The organism is Amycolatopsis sp. NPDC050768, assembly GCF_040654155.1.
Classification (GTDB): domain Bacteria; phylum Actinomycetota; class Actinomycetes; order Mycobacteriales; family Pseudonocardiaceae; genus Amycolatopsis.
In genome coordinates this window covers 269,664-283,620 of record NZ_JBFAHL010000004.1, presented here as the reverse complement: position 1 = coordinate 283,620, position 13,957 = coordinate 269,664, and the positions used below count along the sequence as shown (strand labels likewise).

General features: G+C 72.0%; 18 protein-coding genes. 10 read left to right on the top strand and 8 right to left on the bottom strand.

Annotated elements, in window-relative coordinates:
- Positions 1–39 precede the first annotated feature (39 nt).
- Positions 40–1,068 (bottom strand): L-glyceraldehyde 3-phosphate reductase, encoded by a 1,029-nt coding sequence (mgrA, locus tag AB0H62_RS14500; RefSeq protein ID WP_220242189.1) that lies wholly within the window; start codon positions 1,066–1,068, stop codon positions 40–42.
- Between the two features lie 67 nt (positions 1,069–1,135).
- Between mgrA and AB0H62_RS14495 the strand changes: the two genes are divergently transcribed.
- The 3 genes from AB0H62_RS14495 to AB0H62_RS14485 all read left to right on the top strand — a co-directional run bounded on the left by AB0H62_RS14495 (position 1,136) and on the right by AB0H62_RS14485 (position 3,618).
- On the top strand, positions 1,136–1,261 hold the full coding sequence (locus AB0H62_RS14495; RefSeq protein ID WP_360586346.1) for a hypothetical protein: 126 nt from the start codon (positions 1,136–1,138) through the stop codon (positions 1,259–1,261).
- A 96-nt stretch (positions 1,262–1,357) separates the two neighbouring features.
- The gene (locus AB0H62_RS14490; RefSeq protein ID WP_220242187.1) at positions 1,358–2,239 is read left to right on the top strand and encodes a MoxR family ATPase; all 882 of its coding nucleotides are present in this window, start codon (positions 1,358–1,360) and stop codon (positions 2,237–2,239) included.
- Entirely contained in the window at positions 2,236–3,618 is a 1,383-nt protein-coding gene (locus AB0H62_RS14485) for a VWA domain-containing protein (protein ID WP_220242186.1), read from the top strand. Before AB0H62_RS14490 ends, AB0H62_RS14485 begins: the two co-directional genes overlap by 4 nt.
- Here AB0H62_RS14485 and add read toward each other — a convergent pair.
- On the bottom strand, positions 3,596–4,567 hold the full coding sequence (gene add / locus AB0H62_RS14480) for an adenosine deaminase (RefSeq protein ID WP_360586343.1): 972 nt from the start codon (positions 4,565–4,567) through the stop codon (positions 3,596–3,598). The genes AB0H62_RS14485 and add overlap by 23 nt on opposite strands.
- A gap of 136 nt (positions 4,568–4,703) precedes the next feature.
- On the opposite strand from add, the gene AB0H62_RS14475 reads away from it, so the two are divergent.
- A complete protein-coding gene (locus tag AB0H62_RS14475; protein WP_220247869.1) occupies positions 4,704–4,910 on the top strand; it encodes an antitoxin in 207 nt (68 codons plus the stop codon).
- A 278-nt stretch (positions 4,911–5,188) separates the two neighbouring features.
- Here the strand turns inward: AB0H62_RS14475 and recQ are convergent, their stop codons facing one another.
- On the bottom strand, positions 5,189–7,024 hold the full coding sequence (recQ, locus tag AB0H62_RS14470; RefSeq protein ID WP_360586341.1) for a DNA helicase RecQ: 1,836 nt from the start codon (positions 7,022–7,024) through the stop codon (positions 5,189–5,191).
- A gap of 160 nt (positions 7,025–7,184) precedes the next feature.
- On the opposite strand from recQ, the gene AB0H62_RS14465 reads away from it, so the two are divergent.
- Both AB0H62_RS14465 and AB0H62_RS14460 read left to right on the top strand, forming a co-directional pair.
- The gene (locus AB0H62_RS14465) at positions 7,185–7,619 is read left to right on the top strand and encodes a DUF6314 family protein (protein ID WP_220242183.1); all 435 of its coding nucleotides are present in this window, start codon (positions 7,185–7,187) and stop codon (positions 7,617–7,619) included.
- A gap of 26 nt (positions 7,620–7,645) precedes the next feature.
- A complete protein-coding gene (locus AB0H62_RS14460) occupies positions 7,646–8,029 on the top strand; it encodes a VOC family protein (RefSeq protein WP_360586339.1) in 384 nt (127 codons plus the stop codon).
- Positions 8,030–8,045: 16 nt separating this feature from the next.
- Here the strand turns inward: AB0H62_RS14460 and AB0H62_RS14455 are convergent, their stop codons facing one another.
- Positions 8,046–8,213: a hypothetical protein gene (locus AB0H62_RS14455; RefSeq protein WP_220242181.1), complete on the bottom strand. Its 168-nt coding sequence runs from the start codon at positions 8,211–8,213 to the stop codon at positions 8,046–8,048.
- 182 nt (positions 8,214–8,395) lie between these two features.
- Between AB0H62_RS14455 and AB0H62_RS14450 the strand changes: the two genes are divergently transcribed.
- From AB0H62_RS14450 to AB0H62_RS14440, 3 genes are all read left to right on the top strand, one after another.
- Positions 8,396–9,061, top strand: coding sequence for a hypothetical protein (locus AB0H62_RS14450; RefSeq protein WP_255638193.1), 666 nt, complete (start codon positions 8,396–8,398; stop codon positions 9,059–9,061).
- A 1-nt stretch (position 9,062) separates the two neighbouring features.
- The gene (locus AB0H62_RS14445) at positions 9,063–9,533 is read left to right on the top strand and encodes a hypothetical protein (protein ID WP_360586336.1); all 471 of its coding nucleotides are present in this window, start codon (positions 9,063–9,065) and stop codon (positions 9,531–9,533) included.
- Between the two features lie 117 nt (positions 9,534–9,650).
- Positions 9,651–10,157: a DUF664 domain-containing protein gene (locus AB0H62_RS14440; RefSeq protein ID WP_220242180.1), complete on the top strand. Its 507-nt coding sequence runs from the start codon at positions 9,651–9,653 to the stop codon at positions 10,155–10,157.
- A gap of 3 nt (positions 10,158–10,160) precedes the next feature.
- Here the strand turns inward: AB0H62_RS14440 and soxR are convergent, their stop codons facing one another.
- The gene (gene soxR / locus AB0H62_RS14435) at positions 10,161–10,628 is read right to left on the bottom strand and encodes a redox-sensitive transcriptional activator SoxR (protein ID WP_220242179.1); all 468 of its coding nucleotides are present in this window, start codon (positions 10,626–10,628) and stop codon (positions 10,161–10,163) included.
- A 97-nt stretch (positions 10,629–10,725) separates the two neighbouring features.
- On the opposite strand from soxR, the gene AB0H62_RS14430 reads away from it, so the two are divergent.
- Complete coding sequence (locus AB0H62_RS14430) at positions 10,726–11,307, top strand: NAD(P)H-dependent oxidoreductase (RefSeq protein ID WP_220242178.1); 582 nt, start codon at positions 10,726–10,728, stop codon at positions 11,305–11,307.
- 18 nt (positions 11,308–11,325) lie between these two features.
- Here the strand turns inward: AB0H62_RS14430 and AB0H62_RS14425 are convergent, their stop codons facing one another.
- From AB0H62_RS14425 to AB0H62_RS14415, 3 genes are read right to left on the bottom strand one after another with little or no spacing between them, the layout of a single operon-like run.
- A complete protein-coding gene (locus AB0H62_RS14425) occupies positions 11,326–11,808 on the bottom strand; it encodes a hypothetical protein (RefSeq protein WP_220242177.1) in 483 nt (160 codons plus the stop codon).
- The gene (locus tag AB0H62_RS14420; RefSeq protein ID WP_360586333.1) at positions 11,805–13,235 is read right to left on the bottom strand and encodes a HAMP domain-containing sensor histidine kinase; all 1,431 of its coding nucleotides are present in this window, start codon (positions 13,233–13,235) and stop codon (positions 11,805–11,807) included. The genes AB0H62_RS14425 and AB0H62_RS14420 overlap by 4 nt, the downstream gene beginning before the upstream one ends.
- Positions 13,232–13,918 (bottom strand): response regulator transcription factor, encoded by a 687-nt coding sequence (locus AB0H62_RS14415; protein WP_304504300.1) that lies wholly within the window; start codon positions 13,916–13,918, stop codon positions 13,232–13,234. Before AB0H62_RS14415 ends, AB0H62_RS14420 begins: the two co-directional genes overlap by 4 nt.
- Positions 13,919–13,957 lie beyond the last annotated feature (39 nt).

Below are 13,957 nucleotides of genomic sequence, written 5' to 3'. Positions count from 1 at the left end.
CCGGTGGCGCGAACATCGCCACCGGCCACCGGCGGACCGTCAGCTGTCGCTCGACTGCTTCCAGAGGTTGATGTCCGACTCCGTCGCGTACCGGTCGACCTCGGCCAGCTCCTCGGCGGTGAACTCGAGGTTGTCCAGCGCGGCGACGTTGTCCTCGAGCTGCTTGACGCTGCTCGCGCCGATCACCAGCGACGTCATGCGCGGGTCGCGCAGGGCCCAGGCCAGCGCGAGCTGCGCCAGCGACTGGCCGCGGCGCGTGGCGATCTCGCCGAGGCCGCGGATCTTCGCGAGCCGGTTCTCGGTGATCGTGTCCGGGTCGAGGGACTTGCCCTGCGCCGCGCGCGAGTCGGCCGGCACGCCGCCGAGGTAGCGGTCGGTGAGCAGACCCTGGGCGAGCGGAGAGAACGCGATGCAGCCGGCTCCGGCCTCTTCGAGGGTGTCGAGCAGGCGGTCGTCCTCGGTCCACCGGTTGAACATGGAGTACGAGGGCTGGTGGATCAGCAGCGGCGTGCCCAGCTCACGCAGCAGGCGCGCGGCCTCGGCGGTGCGCTCGGAGTTGTAGGAGGAGATGCCGACGTAGAGCGCCTTGCCCGAGCGCACGGCGCGGTCGAGCGCCCCGACGGTCTCCTCCAGCGGAGTCTCCGGGTCGAAGCGGTGGGAGTAGAAGATGTCGACGTAGTCCAGGCCCATGCGGCCCAGCGACTGGTCGAGCGACGCCAGCAGGTACTTGCGCGAGGCCCAGTCGCCGTACGGGCCCGGCCACATGTCGTAGCCGGCCTTGGTCGAGATCACCAGCTCGTCGCGGTAGGGCTTGAAGTCCGTGGCGAGGATCTGGCCGAAGTTGGACTCGGCCGAGCCGTAGGGCGGGCCGTAGTTGTTGGCCAGGTCGAAGTGCGTGATGCCGAGGTCGAAGGCGCGGCGCAGGATGTCGCGCTGGACCTGCAGCGGCCGGTCGTGGCCGAAGTTGTGCCACAGGCCCAGGGAGATGGCGGGCAGCTTCAGTCCGCTGCGCCCGCAGCGCCGGTAGGGGATCGAGTCGTATCGGCTGGTCGCCGCAACGTAGGTCACGTGGCCAGATGCTAGCTCGCGACCGGCCGCTCGGCTCCCGCACCGTGCCGGCCGGGCCACGGTCGCGGTGCGGCCCGCGGCGACCATCGGCGGCGCCGTGACCGGTCCCGCGACGAGCGTGCCCGCCCCGGCCGGGCCGTCGGTGTGGGCGGCGACCAGCAGCGGGCCGGCCAGCCTGACCGGCTGGGGGTGACGGTGGCGGAGCTCAACCGCACACTCGCGCGGATCGTGGAGACGGACTGAGGCCCGGCCAGTACAGTGCGAGGTGAGCATCCGCTTAGGAGGTCACGTGGGCACCGGTTTCTTCTCGTCCGTCGACGACGTGTCGGCGCAGCTGGCCGAGGTCGGCTACCTCGCCTCGACGGCGGTGGCGACCACCGTGTTCCTCGCCGACCGGCTGGGTAAGCCCTTGCTCGTCGAGGGCCCGGCCGGCGTGGGGAAGACGGAGCTGGCCAAGGCCGTGGCCGCCGTCAGCGGCTCGCGGCTCGTGCGCCTGCAGTGCTACGAGGGCATCGACGAGGCCCGCGCGCTGTACGAGTGGAATCACGCCAAGCAGCTGCTGCGCATCACCGCCGGGCGCGACGAGACGTGGGAGGACGCGCGCACCGACATCTTCGGTGAGGAGTTCCTGCTGCGCCGCCCGCTGCTGCAGGCCATCTCCGGCACCGAGTCCACCGTGCTGCTGGTCGACGAGACGGACAAGGCCGACGTCGAGGTGGAGGGCCTGCTGCTGGAGGTGCTCGGCGACTTCCAGGTCACCGTGCCCGAGCTGGGCACGATCACCGCCACCCGCGACCCGTTCGTGGTGCTCACGTCCAACGCGACGCGCGAGCTGTCCGAGGCGCTGCGGCGGCGCTGCCTGTTCCTGCACATCGACTTCCCCGACCCGGAGCTCGAGCTGCGGATCGTGAAGCTGCGCGTGCCCGGCATCGATGCTGCGCTGGCCGACTCCGTGGTCCGCGTGATCGCCGCGCTGCGCGCCATGGACCTGCGCAAGCTGCCGTCGGTCGCCGAGACCATCGACTGGGCGCGCACGCTGCTGGAGCTCGGCTCCGGCACGCTCGACGAGCAGATCGTGCGCGAGAGCCTCGGCGTGGTGCTCAAGCACCAGGACGACATCACCAAGGCCGGCGCGGGCCTCAAGCTCGACCAGGTGCTGGACGCGTCTTGAGCGCGCCCGGCGTCACCGAGCGGCTCACGGCGTTCGTGCAGGCGCTGCGGGCGCAGGGCATCCCGGCGGGCCCGGCCGAGACCGTCGACGCGGGGGCCGCGCTGGAGGTGCTCGGCTTCGACGACCGCGAGCTCGTGCGCGAGGGCCTCGCCGCCGCGCTCGTGCGCCGCGGCGGGCAGCGGGCGGTGTTCGACGCCGCGTTCGACCTGTACTTCCCGGCCGGCGTGGGCGTGCCCGAGCTGGCGCGCGACGACCGGCCGCGGGACCTCGAACAGCTGCGGGAGGCCGTGGCGGCCGCGCTCGCCGAAGGCGACCAGCAGGCGCTGGCGCAGCTGGCCGGCGTCGCCGTGGAGATGCTCGGCGGGTACGGCGCGGGTTCCGGCGCCGGCGGCGGGTTCTCCGCGCACCAGACGCTGGACCGGCTGCAGCCGCAGACGCTGATCGTGCGCGTGCTCGCTGCGATCCGGGCCGCGGGCGGCGGCTCCGACGAGGGCGGCGAGTTCACCGACCGGCTCACGCGCGACGAGGTCCGCCGCCGTGTCGAGGACTTCCGCGGGAACGTCCGCACGGAGGCCCGCCGGCGCGCGGCCGAGGTGCGGGGCCGCGACCGCGTGGCCAAGCACGCGATCGCGCCGGCCGCGGACCGCGTGGACTTCCTGATCGCCAGCCGGGCGCAGCTGGCCGAGCTGCGCCGCGCCGTGCAGCCGTTGTCGCGCAAGCTCGCGACCCGGCTGGCCGCGCGCCGCAAGCGCACCACCCGCGGACAGATCGACCTGCGGCGCACGCTGCGGCGGTCGTTGTCGACGGGTGGCGTGCCGGTGCGTCCGGCGTTCCGGCACCGGCGGCCCGGCCGGCCCGAGATCGTGCTGCTGTGCGACCTGTCGGGTTCGGTCGCGGGGTTCGCGAACTTCACGATGCTGCTGGTGCAGGCGCTGCGCGACCAGTTCAGCAAGGTGCGCGTGTTCGCGTTCGTGGACAGCACCGACGAGGTCACGCACCTGGTCACCGCGGGTGTCGCCGACCCGGAGCACCTCGGCGCGCGCATCCTCGAAGAAGCGGCCGTGGTGCGCTGGGACGGGCACAGCGACTACGGCGGCGCCCTGCGCGGGTTCACCGGCAAGTGGCTCGACGCCGTCGGCCCGCGCACGTCGGTGCTCATCCTCGGCGACGCGCGCACCAACGGCGGCGACCCCAACCTCGACGCCGTCCGTGCCATCCGCGATCGCGCGCGGCACGTCTACTGGCTCAACCCCGAGCGTCGCGCCCTGTGGTCCACCGGCGACTCGGCGGCGCTGGCGTACGCGGAGCTTGTGGAAATGCACGAGTGCCGCAACGTGCAGCAGCTGAGCACGCTGGTCACGCGCCTGCTGCCGGTGTGAGCCACGCGGCGATCTCCTTGCGCAGCGCGGTTTTCGTCTCCTCCGGCGCGAACGACGCCGTGACGGCGGTTTCGGCGAGGGCCGCGAGAGCGGTGTCGTCGTAGCCGAACGTGTCGCGCGCGGTGGTGTACTCGTCGGTCAGCGTGGTGTGCGTGACCGAGGGGACGTCGGTGTTCAGCGTGACGGCGAGGCCCGCGGCGACGAGGCAGGGGAGCGGGTGCTTCGCCAGGGCCGGCACCAGGCCGAGGACGACGTTGGAGGTCGGGCACACCTCGAGCGCGATCGCGCGGTCTCGGACCTCGGCCACCAGCTCGGGGTCGTCGAGCACGCGGATGCCGTGGCCCAGGCGCTCGGCGCGGCCGACGTCGAGGGCTTCGCGGATGCTCGCGGGCCCGGCGTCCTCGCCCGCGTGGTGCACGAGGTGGAGCCCGGCTTCGCGCGCCTTGGCGAAGACGCCGGCGAAGGGAGCGAGCGAGTGGCGTTCCTCGCCCGCCATGCCGAGGCCGACCACCTCGTCGTGGGCCAGGGCGAGCCGCAGCGTGCGCTCGGCGCGTTCGACGGACCGGCGGCGCGAGTGATCGAGGAGGACGCGGGTCTCGACGTCTCCTTCGGACAGTCCTTTGAGGACTGAGTCGAGCGGCATCTCCAGATCCCCCAGCCGTTCGCCGTGCGACGCGGCCGTGAACGTCACCTCGGCGTACCGCGTGCCCTGCGCGGCTTCGTCCACGCAGAACTCCCGGGCGACGCGCTCGAAGTCCTCCGGCGTGCGCAGGCAGGCACGGATGAGGGAGTTGTAGTCGGCGAAGTCGCGGAACCCGGTGAACGCCCGTGCCGCACCCGGCAGCGGCACGTCGTTGGCGTCGGCCAGCTCGCGCAGCGTCGCCGGCCGCACGGTGCTCTCGAGGTGGACGTGCAGGTGCGCCTTCGGGAGCGCCGCGAGATCTCGCATGGGGCCGATCATGCCTGGTCAGACGTCGTGGGTCGCGGGGATTTCGGCGCGCCCGCGCCCGGAATGTTCGAATCGGGGAACTCCGGGTACTCATCGCAGCGTTGAGGGGATGACGAGAAACCCGCGGGAGGACTCCATGGCAATGCTCAAACGACTCGCCGTACTGGCCGGCGCGGCCGGTGCCGTCACGTCGTACGCGAAGAAGAACCCCGAGAAGGTCAACCAGGCCGTGGGCAAGGCCGCCCAATTCGTCGACCAGAAGACCAAGGGCAAGTACCACGCGAAGATCAACGGCGTGACCCAGAAGGTCTCCGACGTGACCAAGCCGAAGCCGGGCCACTGACCGACGCGAGGTGAGCCGGCGGGTGCCGAAGCGACCGTATGCTCACCTGGTGAACGCCGGTCACCGGAACCGGCCGCGGCGGCAGACCAGGTCACGACCGCCTGCTGACGTTCGGGGGTGCGTTCTCGAACCACCTGCGGGCCACCGCCGCGGCCGGGCGCCGCTTCGGCTTCGTCCAGCTGAGGACGGCGAACCCGATCGCTCGCTGCCGCCGCGCGAGACCGGCGGCGATGCCCGCCAGAGTGCGCCTTCATCGCCGGCTTCCCAGCCCGCGGCCCCTATTCCTCCGCCAACGCGGCCAGCACGCTCTCGCCGTACTTCGCCAGCTTGGCCTCGCCGACGCCGCTGACGGTGCCCAGGTCGGAGAGCGAGCCGGGGCGTTCGGCGGCGATCTGGCGCAGCGTGGCGTCGTGGAAGATCACGTAGGCGGGGACGCCCTGGTCCTTGGCCGTGGCGGCGCGCCAGGCGCGGAGGCGTTCGAACAGTGGTGCGGCCTCCGCGGGCATTTCCACGGCCGGGGCGGTGCCGCGGCGGGAAGTACGCGCGGCGCGGGCCGGGCGCTCCGGTTCGCGCCGCAGGGACACGGTGCGTGAGCCGTTGAGCACCGAGGCGCTGCCGTCGGTCAGGACCAGAGAGCCGTAGTCCCCTTCCACGGCAAGGAGGTTCTGCGCCAGGAGCTGCCGGACGACCGCGCGCCACTCCTGCTCGCGCAGTTCGGTGCCGATGCCGAAAACCTTGAGTGTGTCGTGCTGGAACTGGGTGACCTTCGGGGTCGTCTTGCCGAGCAGGATGTCGATGATCTGGCCGGCGCCGAACTTCTGGCGCCGTTCGTTGCGCAGCCGCACGACGGTGGAGAGCAGCTTCTGCGCCGGGATGGTGCCGTCGAAGCGTTCGGGTGGGGCGAGGCAGGTGTCGCAGTTGCCGCAGGGTTGGCCGGTCTGGCCGAAGTAGGCGAGGATCTGCGTGCGGCGGCATTCGACGGTCTCGCACAGCGCCAGCATGGCGTTGAGGTGCGCGGCCTGCCGGCGGCGGTGGGCCTCGTCGCCCTCGCCGTTCTCGATCATCTTGCGCTGCTGCATCACGTCCTGCAGCCCGTAGGCGAGCCACGCCGTGGACGGCAGCCCGTCTCGGCCCGCGCGGCCCGTCTCCTGGTAGTAGCCCTCCACGGACTTCGGCAGGTCGAGGTGCGCGACGAACCGCACGTCCGGCTTGTCGATGCCCATGCCGAACGCGATGGTGGCCACCACCACGAGCCCGTCCTCGCGCAGGAACCGCGACTGGTTCTCCGCGCGGGTGCGCTTGTCGAGCCCCGCGTGGTAGGGCACCGCGCGGATTCCGTTCTGCACCAGGAACTCCGCCGTCTTCTCCACCGACGCGCGCGAGAGGCAGTAGACGATCCCCGCGTCGCCCTTGTGCTCGGTGCGCAGCAGCTCGAGCAGCTGCTTCTGCGGCGAGTTCTTGCCGACGATGCGGTACTGGATGTTCGGCCGGTCGAAGCTCGCGACGAAGTGGCGCGCGCCGTCGAGGTTGAGCCGCGCGGAGATCTCCTTGTGCGTGGTCTCGGTGGCCGTGGCGGTGAGCGCGATGCGCGGCACGTCCGGCCAGCGCTCGTGCAGCGACGACAGCATCAGGTAGTCGGGCCGGAAGTCGTGGCCCCACTGCGACACGCAGTGCGCCTCGTCGATCGCGAACAGCGCGATCTTCCCGCGGTCGAGCAGCCGCACGGTCGACTCGACCGAGAGCCGTTCCGGCGCCAGGTAGAGCAGGTCGAGCTCACCTGCGACGAACGCCTCTTCGACGCGCTGGCGCTCGCCGAAATCCTGCGTGGAGTTGAGGAATCCCGCGCGCACGCCGAGGTTGCGCAGCGCGTCGACCTGGTCCTGCATCAACGCGATCAGTGGCGAGATCACCACGCCGACGCCGGGCCGCACGAGCGAGGGGATCTGGTAGCACAGCGATTTCCCGCCGCCGGTGGGCATCAGCACCAGCGCGTCTCCGCCGGAGATCACGGTTTCGACGATGTCCGCCTGATCACCGCGGAACGCGTCGTAACCGAACACGCGCTGCAGGGTCTCGGCGGCGGGGGAGCGCTGGGCCTGGTCGGGGTGAGCCACCCGGCCGATTCTAGGCGCCGGGACCGACACCGCGGTGCCACCCCGGGCGCCTCGGCGCGTTTCCGGCACGAGTGTCCCGCTCGCACCGCACCGGTCACGCTGTGTGTGATCCCCGCCCCGCCACCGCGTCACGTCGCACGCGCGGGCGCAGAATGGCGGGGTGGACTTCGCGATCACCGACCTCGCCGCGCACTTCGCCGGCACCTGGCGGCTCTCGCGCGACATCGTGGCCGCCGACGGCGAGCCGATGGGCGAGGTCACCGGCACCGCGACGTTCACCCGAGACAGTGCCCGCGACGGCGTCCTCGTCTACTACGAGACCGGCGAGCTGCGGCTGGCCGGCTACACCGGCCCGGTGAGCCGCACCCTGCTCTACCACCCCGACGGCGCGCGCGCCGCCGTGCACTTCGACCACGGCGGGTTCTTCCACGACCTCGACCTGGCCACCGGTCGGTGGAGCACCGACCACCCGTGCCGCGACGACCTCTACCGCGGCGAGTACCGCGTGTTCGACGCCGATCACTGGCGCCAGGAGTGGGTGGTCGCCGGCCCGGCGAAGGACCACGTGATCACGACCCGCTTCACCCGCGCCTGACCCGCCCGTCGAAAAGGGGACACCCGATGCGCATCGACCGTCTGGACCACCTCGTGCTCACTGTCGCCGACGTCGAGGCCACAGTGGCCTTCTACACGCGGGTGCTCGGCATGGCGGAGGTGACGTTCAAGGGCGGGCGCAAGGCACTGGCCTTCGGCACCAGCAAGATCAACCTGCACCAGGCGGGCCACGAGTTCGAACCCAAGGCACTTCGCCCGACGCCGGGCAGCGCGGACCTGTGCCTCATCACCGAAAACGCGCTCGACGCCGTGATCGAAGAACTGCGCCGGGCGGGCGTGCCGATCGAGGAGGGACCGGTGGAGCGCACCGGTGCCACGGGCGACATCCGCAGCGTCTACTTCCGTGACCCGGACGAGAACCTCATCGAGGTCAGCAACTACCTCCGCTGAGCAGCCGCGAAACGGCTCAGCGCCGCCGGTTGCGCACGATCAGCAGCAGGACCGCGAGCGCCGCGATGATGCACACCACGGCCAACAGCGTGCCGGCCCAGCCGGGGATGGGGACGCCGGCGACGGTGTCGAAGCCGGACACGACGCGGAGCGCGCCGGAAGCGAGCCGCACGGTGGTGTCCACGCGCCGTCCTCCCGTCCGCCGGGTTTCGCCCTGATGTCCGAACCGTACCTCATCCGGCGGCTCGCGCTCCGCCACTCGGCCGAAAACGCCGTTCATCCGGCGGCATTCGCGTTTCGCCCGGGCAGCGGCGGGCATCCGACCGGTACGGGGGGCTCGACAAAATCCGTGAAGGAGTTCGTGCGATGCCCACTTGGCTCATTGTCGTGATCGTGGTGGTCGCCGTCGTGGTGATCGGCGCCGTCGCGTGGCTCGTCGTCCAGGAACGGCAGCGAAAACGACTGCAGCAGCAGTTCGGTTCCGAGTACTCGCGCGCGGTCGAGGAGAGCGACAGCCCGCGTGCGGCGCAACGGGAGCTGGCCGAACGCGAACGCCGCCACCGCGACCTCGACATCCGGCCGCTCTCGGCCTCGGCGCGCGAGCGCTACGCCCAGCACTGGGCGCTGATCCAGGAGAAGTTCGTGGACCAGCCCGCCGGCGCGCTCGACGAGGCCGACGACCTGCTCGTGGCCGTGATGTCCGAGCGCGGCTACCCGACCGAGGGCTACGACCAGCAGCTTTCCGACTTGTCCGTGCGCCACTCGCGCACGCTGGAACACTACCGCGCGGCGCACGAGACGCACCGCCGCCACTCGGAGACAGCACTGTCCACAGAGGAACTGCGCTCGGCGATGGTGCACTACCGCACCGTGTTCGAGGACCTGCTGACCGATGACACCGGCGCCGGAAGCCGCACGGACACCCGTGCCGACAGCCGCACCGACGAGGACACCGTCGAGCGCCGCCGCGAGCACACCGCCGCGCGCGGCGGCAACCACCGCGGCGCCCACGAACGGAACGGAGACCGCTGACATGACCGACCAGGAGACCCGGGGACTGAGCACCGCCGATCTGGCGGGTGCCGCCGAAAAGCCCCGCGCCGACGAACGTCGGGACCTTCCCGGAGAACGCTCGCGCGAAGTGTCCGATGTGGACACCGGTGCGAGGGACATCGGTGACGTGGACGACCGTGCCGCGGACAGAAGTTCCGCGGACTGGGGCGCCCGCACCGACGGCGCTCCGCCGCTGTTCGAAGGCGGCGACGTCGACCGCTTCCGCAACCGCTGGCAGGAGGTGCAGACCGACTTCGTCGACGACCCCCGCCGCGCCGTGCGTGACGCCGACGAGCTCGTCGCCTCCGTGATCAGCTCGCTGGCCGAGACCTTCGCCGAGCACAAGGGTGAGCTGGAAGCGCAGTGGCGCGACGGCGAGCCCGCCACGGAGGACCTGCGGATCGCGCTGCGCCGCTACCGCTCGTTCTTCGACCAGCTGCTCGGAGCGTAGCCGGACCGCCGGGCCGGCCCGCCGCCGCGCCAGACCGCCGGAATTCGGTGGCGGCGCGGCGGTTTGCGTGCGGCATGATCGGGGTAGCAGGCAGGAACGAACCGAGGAGGACTACGGATGAACGTGGCCGATCTGCTCGTGGACGGCTTCGGCCGGATCCAGGAGGTCGTGCACCAGTCGGTCGACGGCCTGACCGGCGACCAGCTCGTCGCCCGGCCCGGGCCGGGCGCCAACTCGATCGCCTGGCTCGTCTGGCACCTCACGCGCGTGCAGGACGACCACGTGGCCGACGTCGCGGGCACCGGGCAGATCTGGACCGCGCAGGACTGGCACCGCCGCTTCGGCCTGCCCTTCCCGCCGGCGGACACGGGGTACGCGCACAGCAGCGACGACGTCGCCGCCGTGCAGATCGACGACCCCAAGCTGCTGACCGGCTACTACGACGCCGTGCACGAGCACACCGTGGCGTGGGTCGGCGGCCTCGAGGGCACGGCGCTCGACGCCGTCGTCGACGAGCGCTGGGACCCGCCCGTGACGCTGGGCGTGCGGCTGATCAGCGTGCTTTCGGACGACCTGCAGCACGCCGGGCAGGCCGCCTACGTGCGCGGCCTCGTGCTGGGCTGAGCGTCACGGGTAGCCGTCCCCGCGGTGGTCCGGGAGCCGCCTCGGCCCCGGGCCTTCGCGCCCGAGGCGGTCTCCGGGGTTCGCGAGCCGGCACTTGGTGAGCGACATGCAGCCGCAGCCGATGCAGTCGGTGAGCTGGTCGCGCAGCTGCTCCAGCTGCCGGATGCGCTCGTCGAGGTCCTCGCGCCAGCAGTGGGAGATGCGGGCCCAGTCGGCGCGGGTGGGGGTGCGGTCGTCCGGCAGCAGCGCGAGGACCTCGCGGATCTGCGACAACGGCATGCCCACCCGCTGCGACATCCGGATGAACGTGACACGTCGCAGCGTGTCGCGGCGGTAACGGCGCTGGTTGCCCGCCGTGCGCCTGCTGCGGATCAGCTTCTCGTCCTCGTAGAAGCGCAGGGCCGAGGCGGGCACCCCGGTGCGGTGCGCCAGCTCGCCCACGGTCAGCTCGGGCAGCTCCGTCTTGGTCATGCAGGCGAGGATAGCTTGACTTCAAGTGAGCTTGAAGTTCCAGACTCGGTTCCGTGCGGGACACCCGGTCCCGCACGGTGATTCGAGGAGAACAATCGTGTCGGAAGTTCCCGTCCGGGTTGCCGTGATCGTCGGCAGTGTCCGGGAAGGACGGTTCGCGCCGACGGTCGCGAACTGGTTCACCCGCGAGGCCGCCGCGCACGGCGGGTTCGAGGTGGACGTGGTCGACTGCGCCGATCTGGCTCTGCCACTGGCGTTTCCCGCGTTCGGGTCCGAGCCCGCGCCGGAGGTCGGGCGCCTCGCGGCCCGGCTCGCCGCGGCCGACGCGTTCGTCGTGATCACGCCGGAGTACAACCACAGCTACCCGGCGCCGCTCAAGAACGCAATCGACTGGTTCCGCTCGGAGTGGCAGGCCAAACCGGTCGCTTTCGTGGCGTACGGCGGACTTTCCGGCGGCCTGCGCGCGGTGGAGCACCTGCGTCCGGTCTTCGCCGAGCTGCACGCGGTGACCATCCGCGACACCGTGAGCTTCCACGGCGCCCACGGCCGGTTCGACGAGTCCGGCAGCCCCACCGACGCCGAAACCACCGGTGCGGCGGTGAAGAAGCTGCTCGATCAGCTGGAGTGGTGGGCGCGTTCGCTGGCCGGCGCGCGGGCCCTGCGCGCCTACCCCGCCTGACCGGCTTCTGTCAGCGGCTCAGAAGGTGCAGAGCGTCGGACCGATGCGTGAATCGGGCGTGACCACCGAAACGCCGCGCAGGTCCACGGGCAGCCCCGCCGCCGACATCGCGGCGACGGTGGTGCAGACCACTTGGTCCACGCCGAGGTAGAGCGGCTTGATCGAGAACGGGATGGACACCGTCGGCGGCACGCTGCTGGTGTCGATCGTGACCTGGCCGTCGCCGGGGAACAGGAGCGAGTAATACCCGCTCTTCTGCTCGACCGGGCTGGGGCCCTGGAACAGCTCGTTCACCGCCAGCTCCGGCGACACCGGGCTGCCCCAGCTGCGCACGACGGGGGCGAGCTGGCCGTCGACCAGGAAGTAGAGCGTCAGCTGGTTCGCACGGGCGCCGGGGCCGACCGCGGTCGGGGCGGGGCCGGCGGGCACGACGACGGTGGGCTGGATGCCGCACGCGCTCACGAGCAGGAGCACGGCGAGCGCGGTCACGAGCTTCTTCATCGCGCCTCTCCGGGCCGGGGGTGGCGGGGCAGCCACAGGGTGAACCGCGCGCCGGAACCGGTGTTGGCGGCCTCGACGTCGCCGCCGTGCAGCCGGGCGTTCTCCCGCGCGATGGACAGGCCGAGCCCGCTGCCCTCCGAGCGCGCCCGCGCCGAGTCGGCCTTGGTGAAGCGATCGAACACGTGGGGCAGCACGGCCTCGGGGATGCCGGGACCGTGGTCGGTGACCTCCAGCGTCACGGTGTGCGCGTCGGCGGCCAGGTGCACCTCGACCGGCGGTTCGCCGTGGCGCAGGGCGTTGCCGACGAGGTTCGCGACCACGATGTCGAGCCGGCGCGGGTCGACGGTCGCGACGACGCCGGCCGGCAGGTCGGTGACGATCCCGTCGGCGGCGGTCCAGCCGCGCGCAGCGAGGCTGTCGGTCACGCCCTGCGCCACGTCCCACGCCTCCAGCCGCAGCTCGGCGCGCCCGGCGTCGAACCGCGAGATCTCCACCAGGTCCTGCACGAGCCGGGTCAACCGGCGCGTTTCGGTCGACACCAGGCGCGCGGCGACGGCGGTGTCTGCGGGCAGCTGCTCGGCGTCCTCGTCGAGCACGTCGGTCACCGCGTTCATCGCGGCCAGCGGGGTGCGCAGCTCGTGGGAGACGTCGGCGACGAAGCGGCGCGCGTCGGCTTCCATCTCCCGCAGCGTGCCGACGGTGCGTTCGAGCTCTGCCGCGGTGCTGTTGAAAGTGGTCACGAGCTGGGCCAGCTCGTCGGAACCCTTGGCGCGCAGGCGGACGTCGAGCTGCCCGTGGCCGAGCTTGCGCGCCGCGGTGTTCAGCGCGCGCACCGGGCGCAGCACCTGCCGGGCGGCCAGCAGCGCCAGCGCGACGGCGATCGGCAGCGCCAGCGCGGCCGTCTGCCACGCGCGGGTGGCCAGCTGGTCGATCGCGGTCTGCTGGGCGGCCAGCGACACCATCGAGTAGACCTCGACGCCCGTGTGCGCCACCCCGTTGTCGCCGCGCTGCAGCACCGGCATCCCGACCATCAGAAGCGGGGTGTCGCCCTTGATCACCCGCTTGAACTGGATCGTGCCGCCGGCGGCGACCTCCTCGCGCAGGTCGGCGGGCAGCTCCGAGGGGTCGAGCCCCGACCGCGAACGCAGGTCCCGGTAGACCGCGACGGTGGTGCCCTTGAGGTTGTCGGCGAGGTTGTCGAGCTGGCGCTGGTCCGGCGGCAGCGTCATCTGCGGCAGGTACGCGGTCACCTGGTCGCGCAGCTGGACCATGGCCGGGTCCTGCACGCCCTGCAGGATCGTCGTACGGGCCGTCACGTAGCTGGCGCCGGCCGCGGCGGCCGCGCCGACCAGGGTCATCGCCGCGAAGGACAGCACCAGCCGGGGCCGCAGCCCCGAGAGCCACGGCCGCAGCCGCGGACGCCTCACGAGCGGCCGAACCGGTAGCCGAAGCCCCGCACGGTCTGGACGTGGTCGGGCCGCGCCGGCACGTCCTCGATCTTGGACCGCAGCCGCTGCACACAGGCGTCGACCAGGCGGGAGTCGCCGAGGTAGTCGTGGTCCCACACCGCGGTGAGCAGCTGCCGGCGGCTGTACACCTGGCCCGGCGTGCGGGAGATCTCGAGCAGCAGCTTGAGCTCGGTCGGCGTGAGTGCCACCTGCTCACCGCGCTTCTTCACGAGCATGCCGGCGCGGTCGATCACCAGCTCGCCGTGGCGTTCGACCTCGCCCGCGCGCGCGTCGTGATCGCCGACCGCGCGACGCAGCACGGCGCGAATCCGCGCGTCGAGCACGCGCGGTTGCACCGGCTTCACCACGTAGTCGTCGGCGCCGGCCTCCAGGCCCGCGACCACGTCGAAGTCGTCGCTGCGCGCGGTCAGCATGATGATGGGCACCTCGCCCAGCGCGCGCATCCGGCGGCACGTCTCGAACCCGTCCATCCCGGGCAGCATCAGGTCGAGCACCACGATGTCGGGCAGGTTCTTGCGGACCAGGTCCAGCCCCGCCTCGCCCGAACCGGCGGTGTGCACCACGTGGCCCTGCCTGCGCAGGGCCAGCTGGAGTCCTTCCCGTACGGCCGCGTCGTCCTCGACCACCAACACCTCTGCCACCCCGGCCATTATTCGGAAAACCGCAGTGTGGGGCGAACC

Bases quoted from the DNA above. Each gene is read 5' to 3' on its own strand.
- AB0H62_RS14450 (WP_255638193.1), top strand. From the start codon at position 8,396: ATGCCCACTTGGCTCATTGTCGTGATCGTGGTGGTCGCCGTCGTGGTG.
- soxR (WP_220242179.1), bottom strand. From the start codon at position 10,628: ATGACCAAGACGGAGCTGCCCGAGCTGACCGTGGGCGAGCTGGCGCAC.
- AB0H62_RS14425 (WP_220242177.1), bottom strand. From the start codon at position 11,808: ATGAAGAAGCTCGTGACCGCGCTCGCCGTGCTCCTGCTCGTGAGCGCG.
- AB0H62_RS14445 (WP_360586336.1), top strand. From the start codon at position 9,063: ATGACCGACCAGGAGACCCGGGGACTGAGCACCGCCGATCTGGCGGGT.
- add (WP_360586343.1), bottom strand. From the start codon at position 4,567: ATGCGAGATCTCGCGGCGCTCCCGAAGGCGCACCTGCACGTCCACCTC.
- AB0H62_RS14460 (WP_360586339.1), top strand. From the start codon at position 7,646: ATGCGCATCGACCGTCTGGACCACCTCGTGCTCACTGTCGCCGACGTC.
- AB0H62_RS14475 (WP_220247869.1), top strand. From the start codon at position 4,704: ATGGCAATGCTCAAACGACTCGCCGTACTGGCCGGCGCGGCCGGTGCC.
- AB0H62_RS14440 (WP_220242180.1), top strand. From the start codon at position 9,651: ATGAACGTGGCCGATCTGCTCGTGGACGGCTTCGGCCGGATCCAGGAG.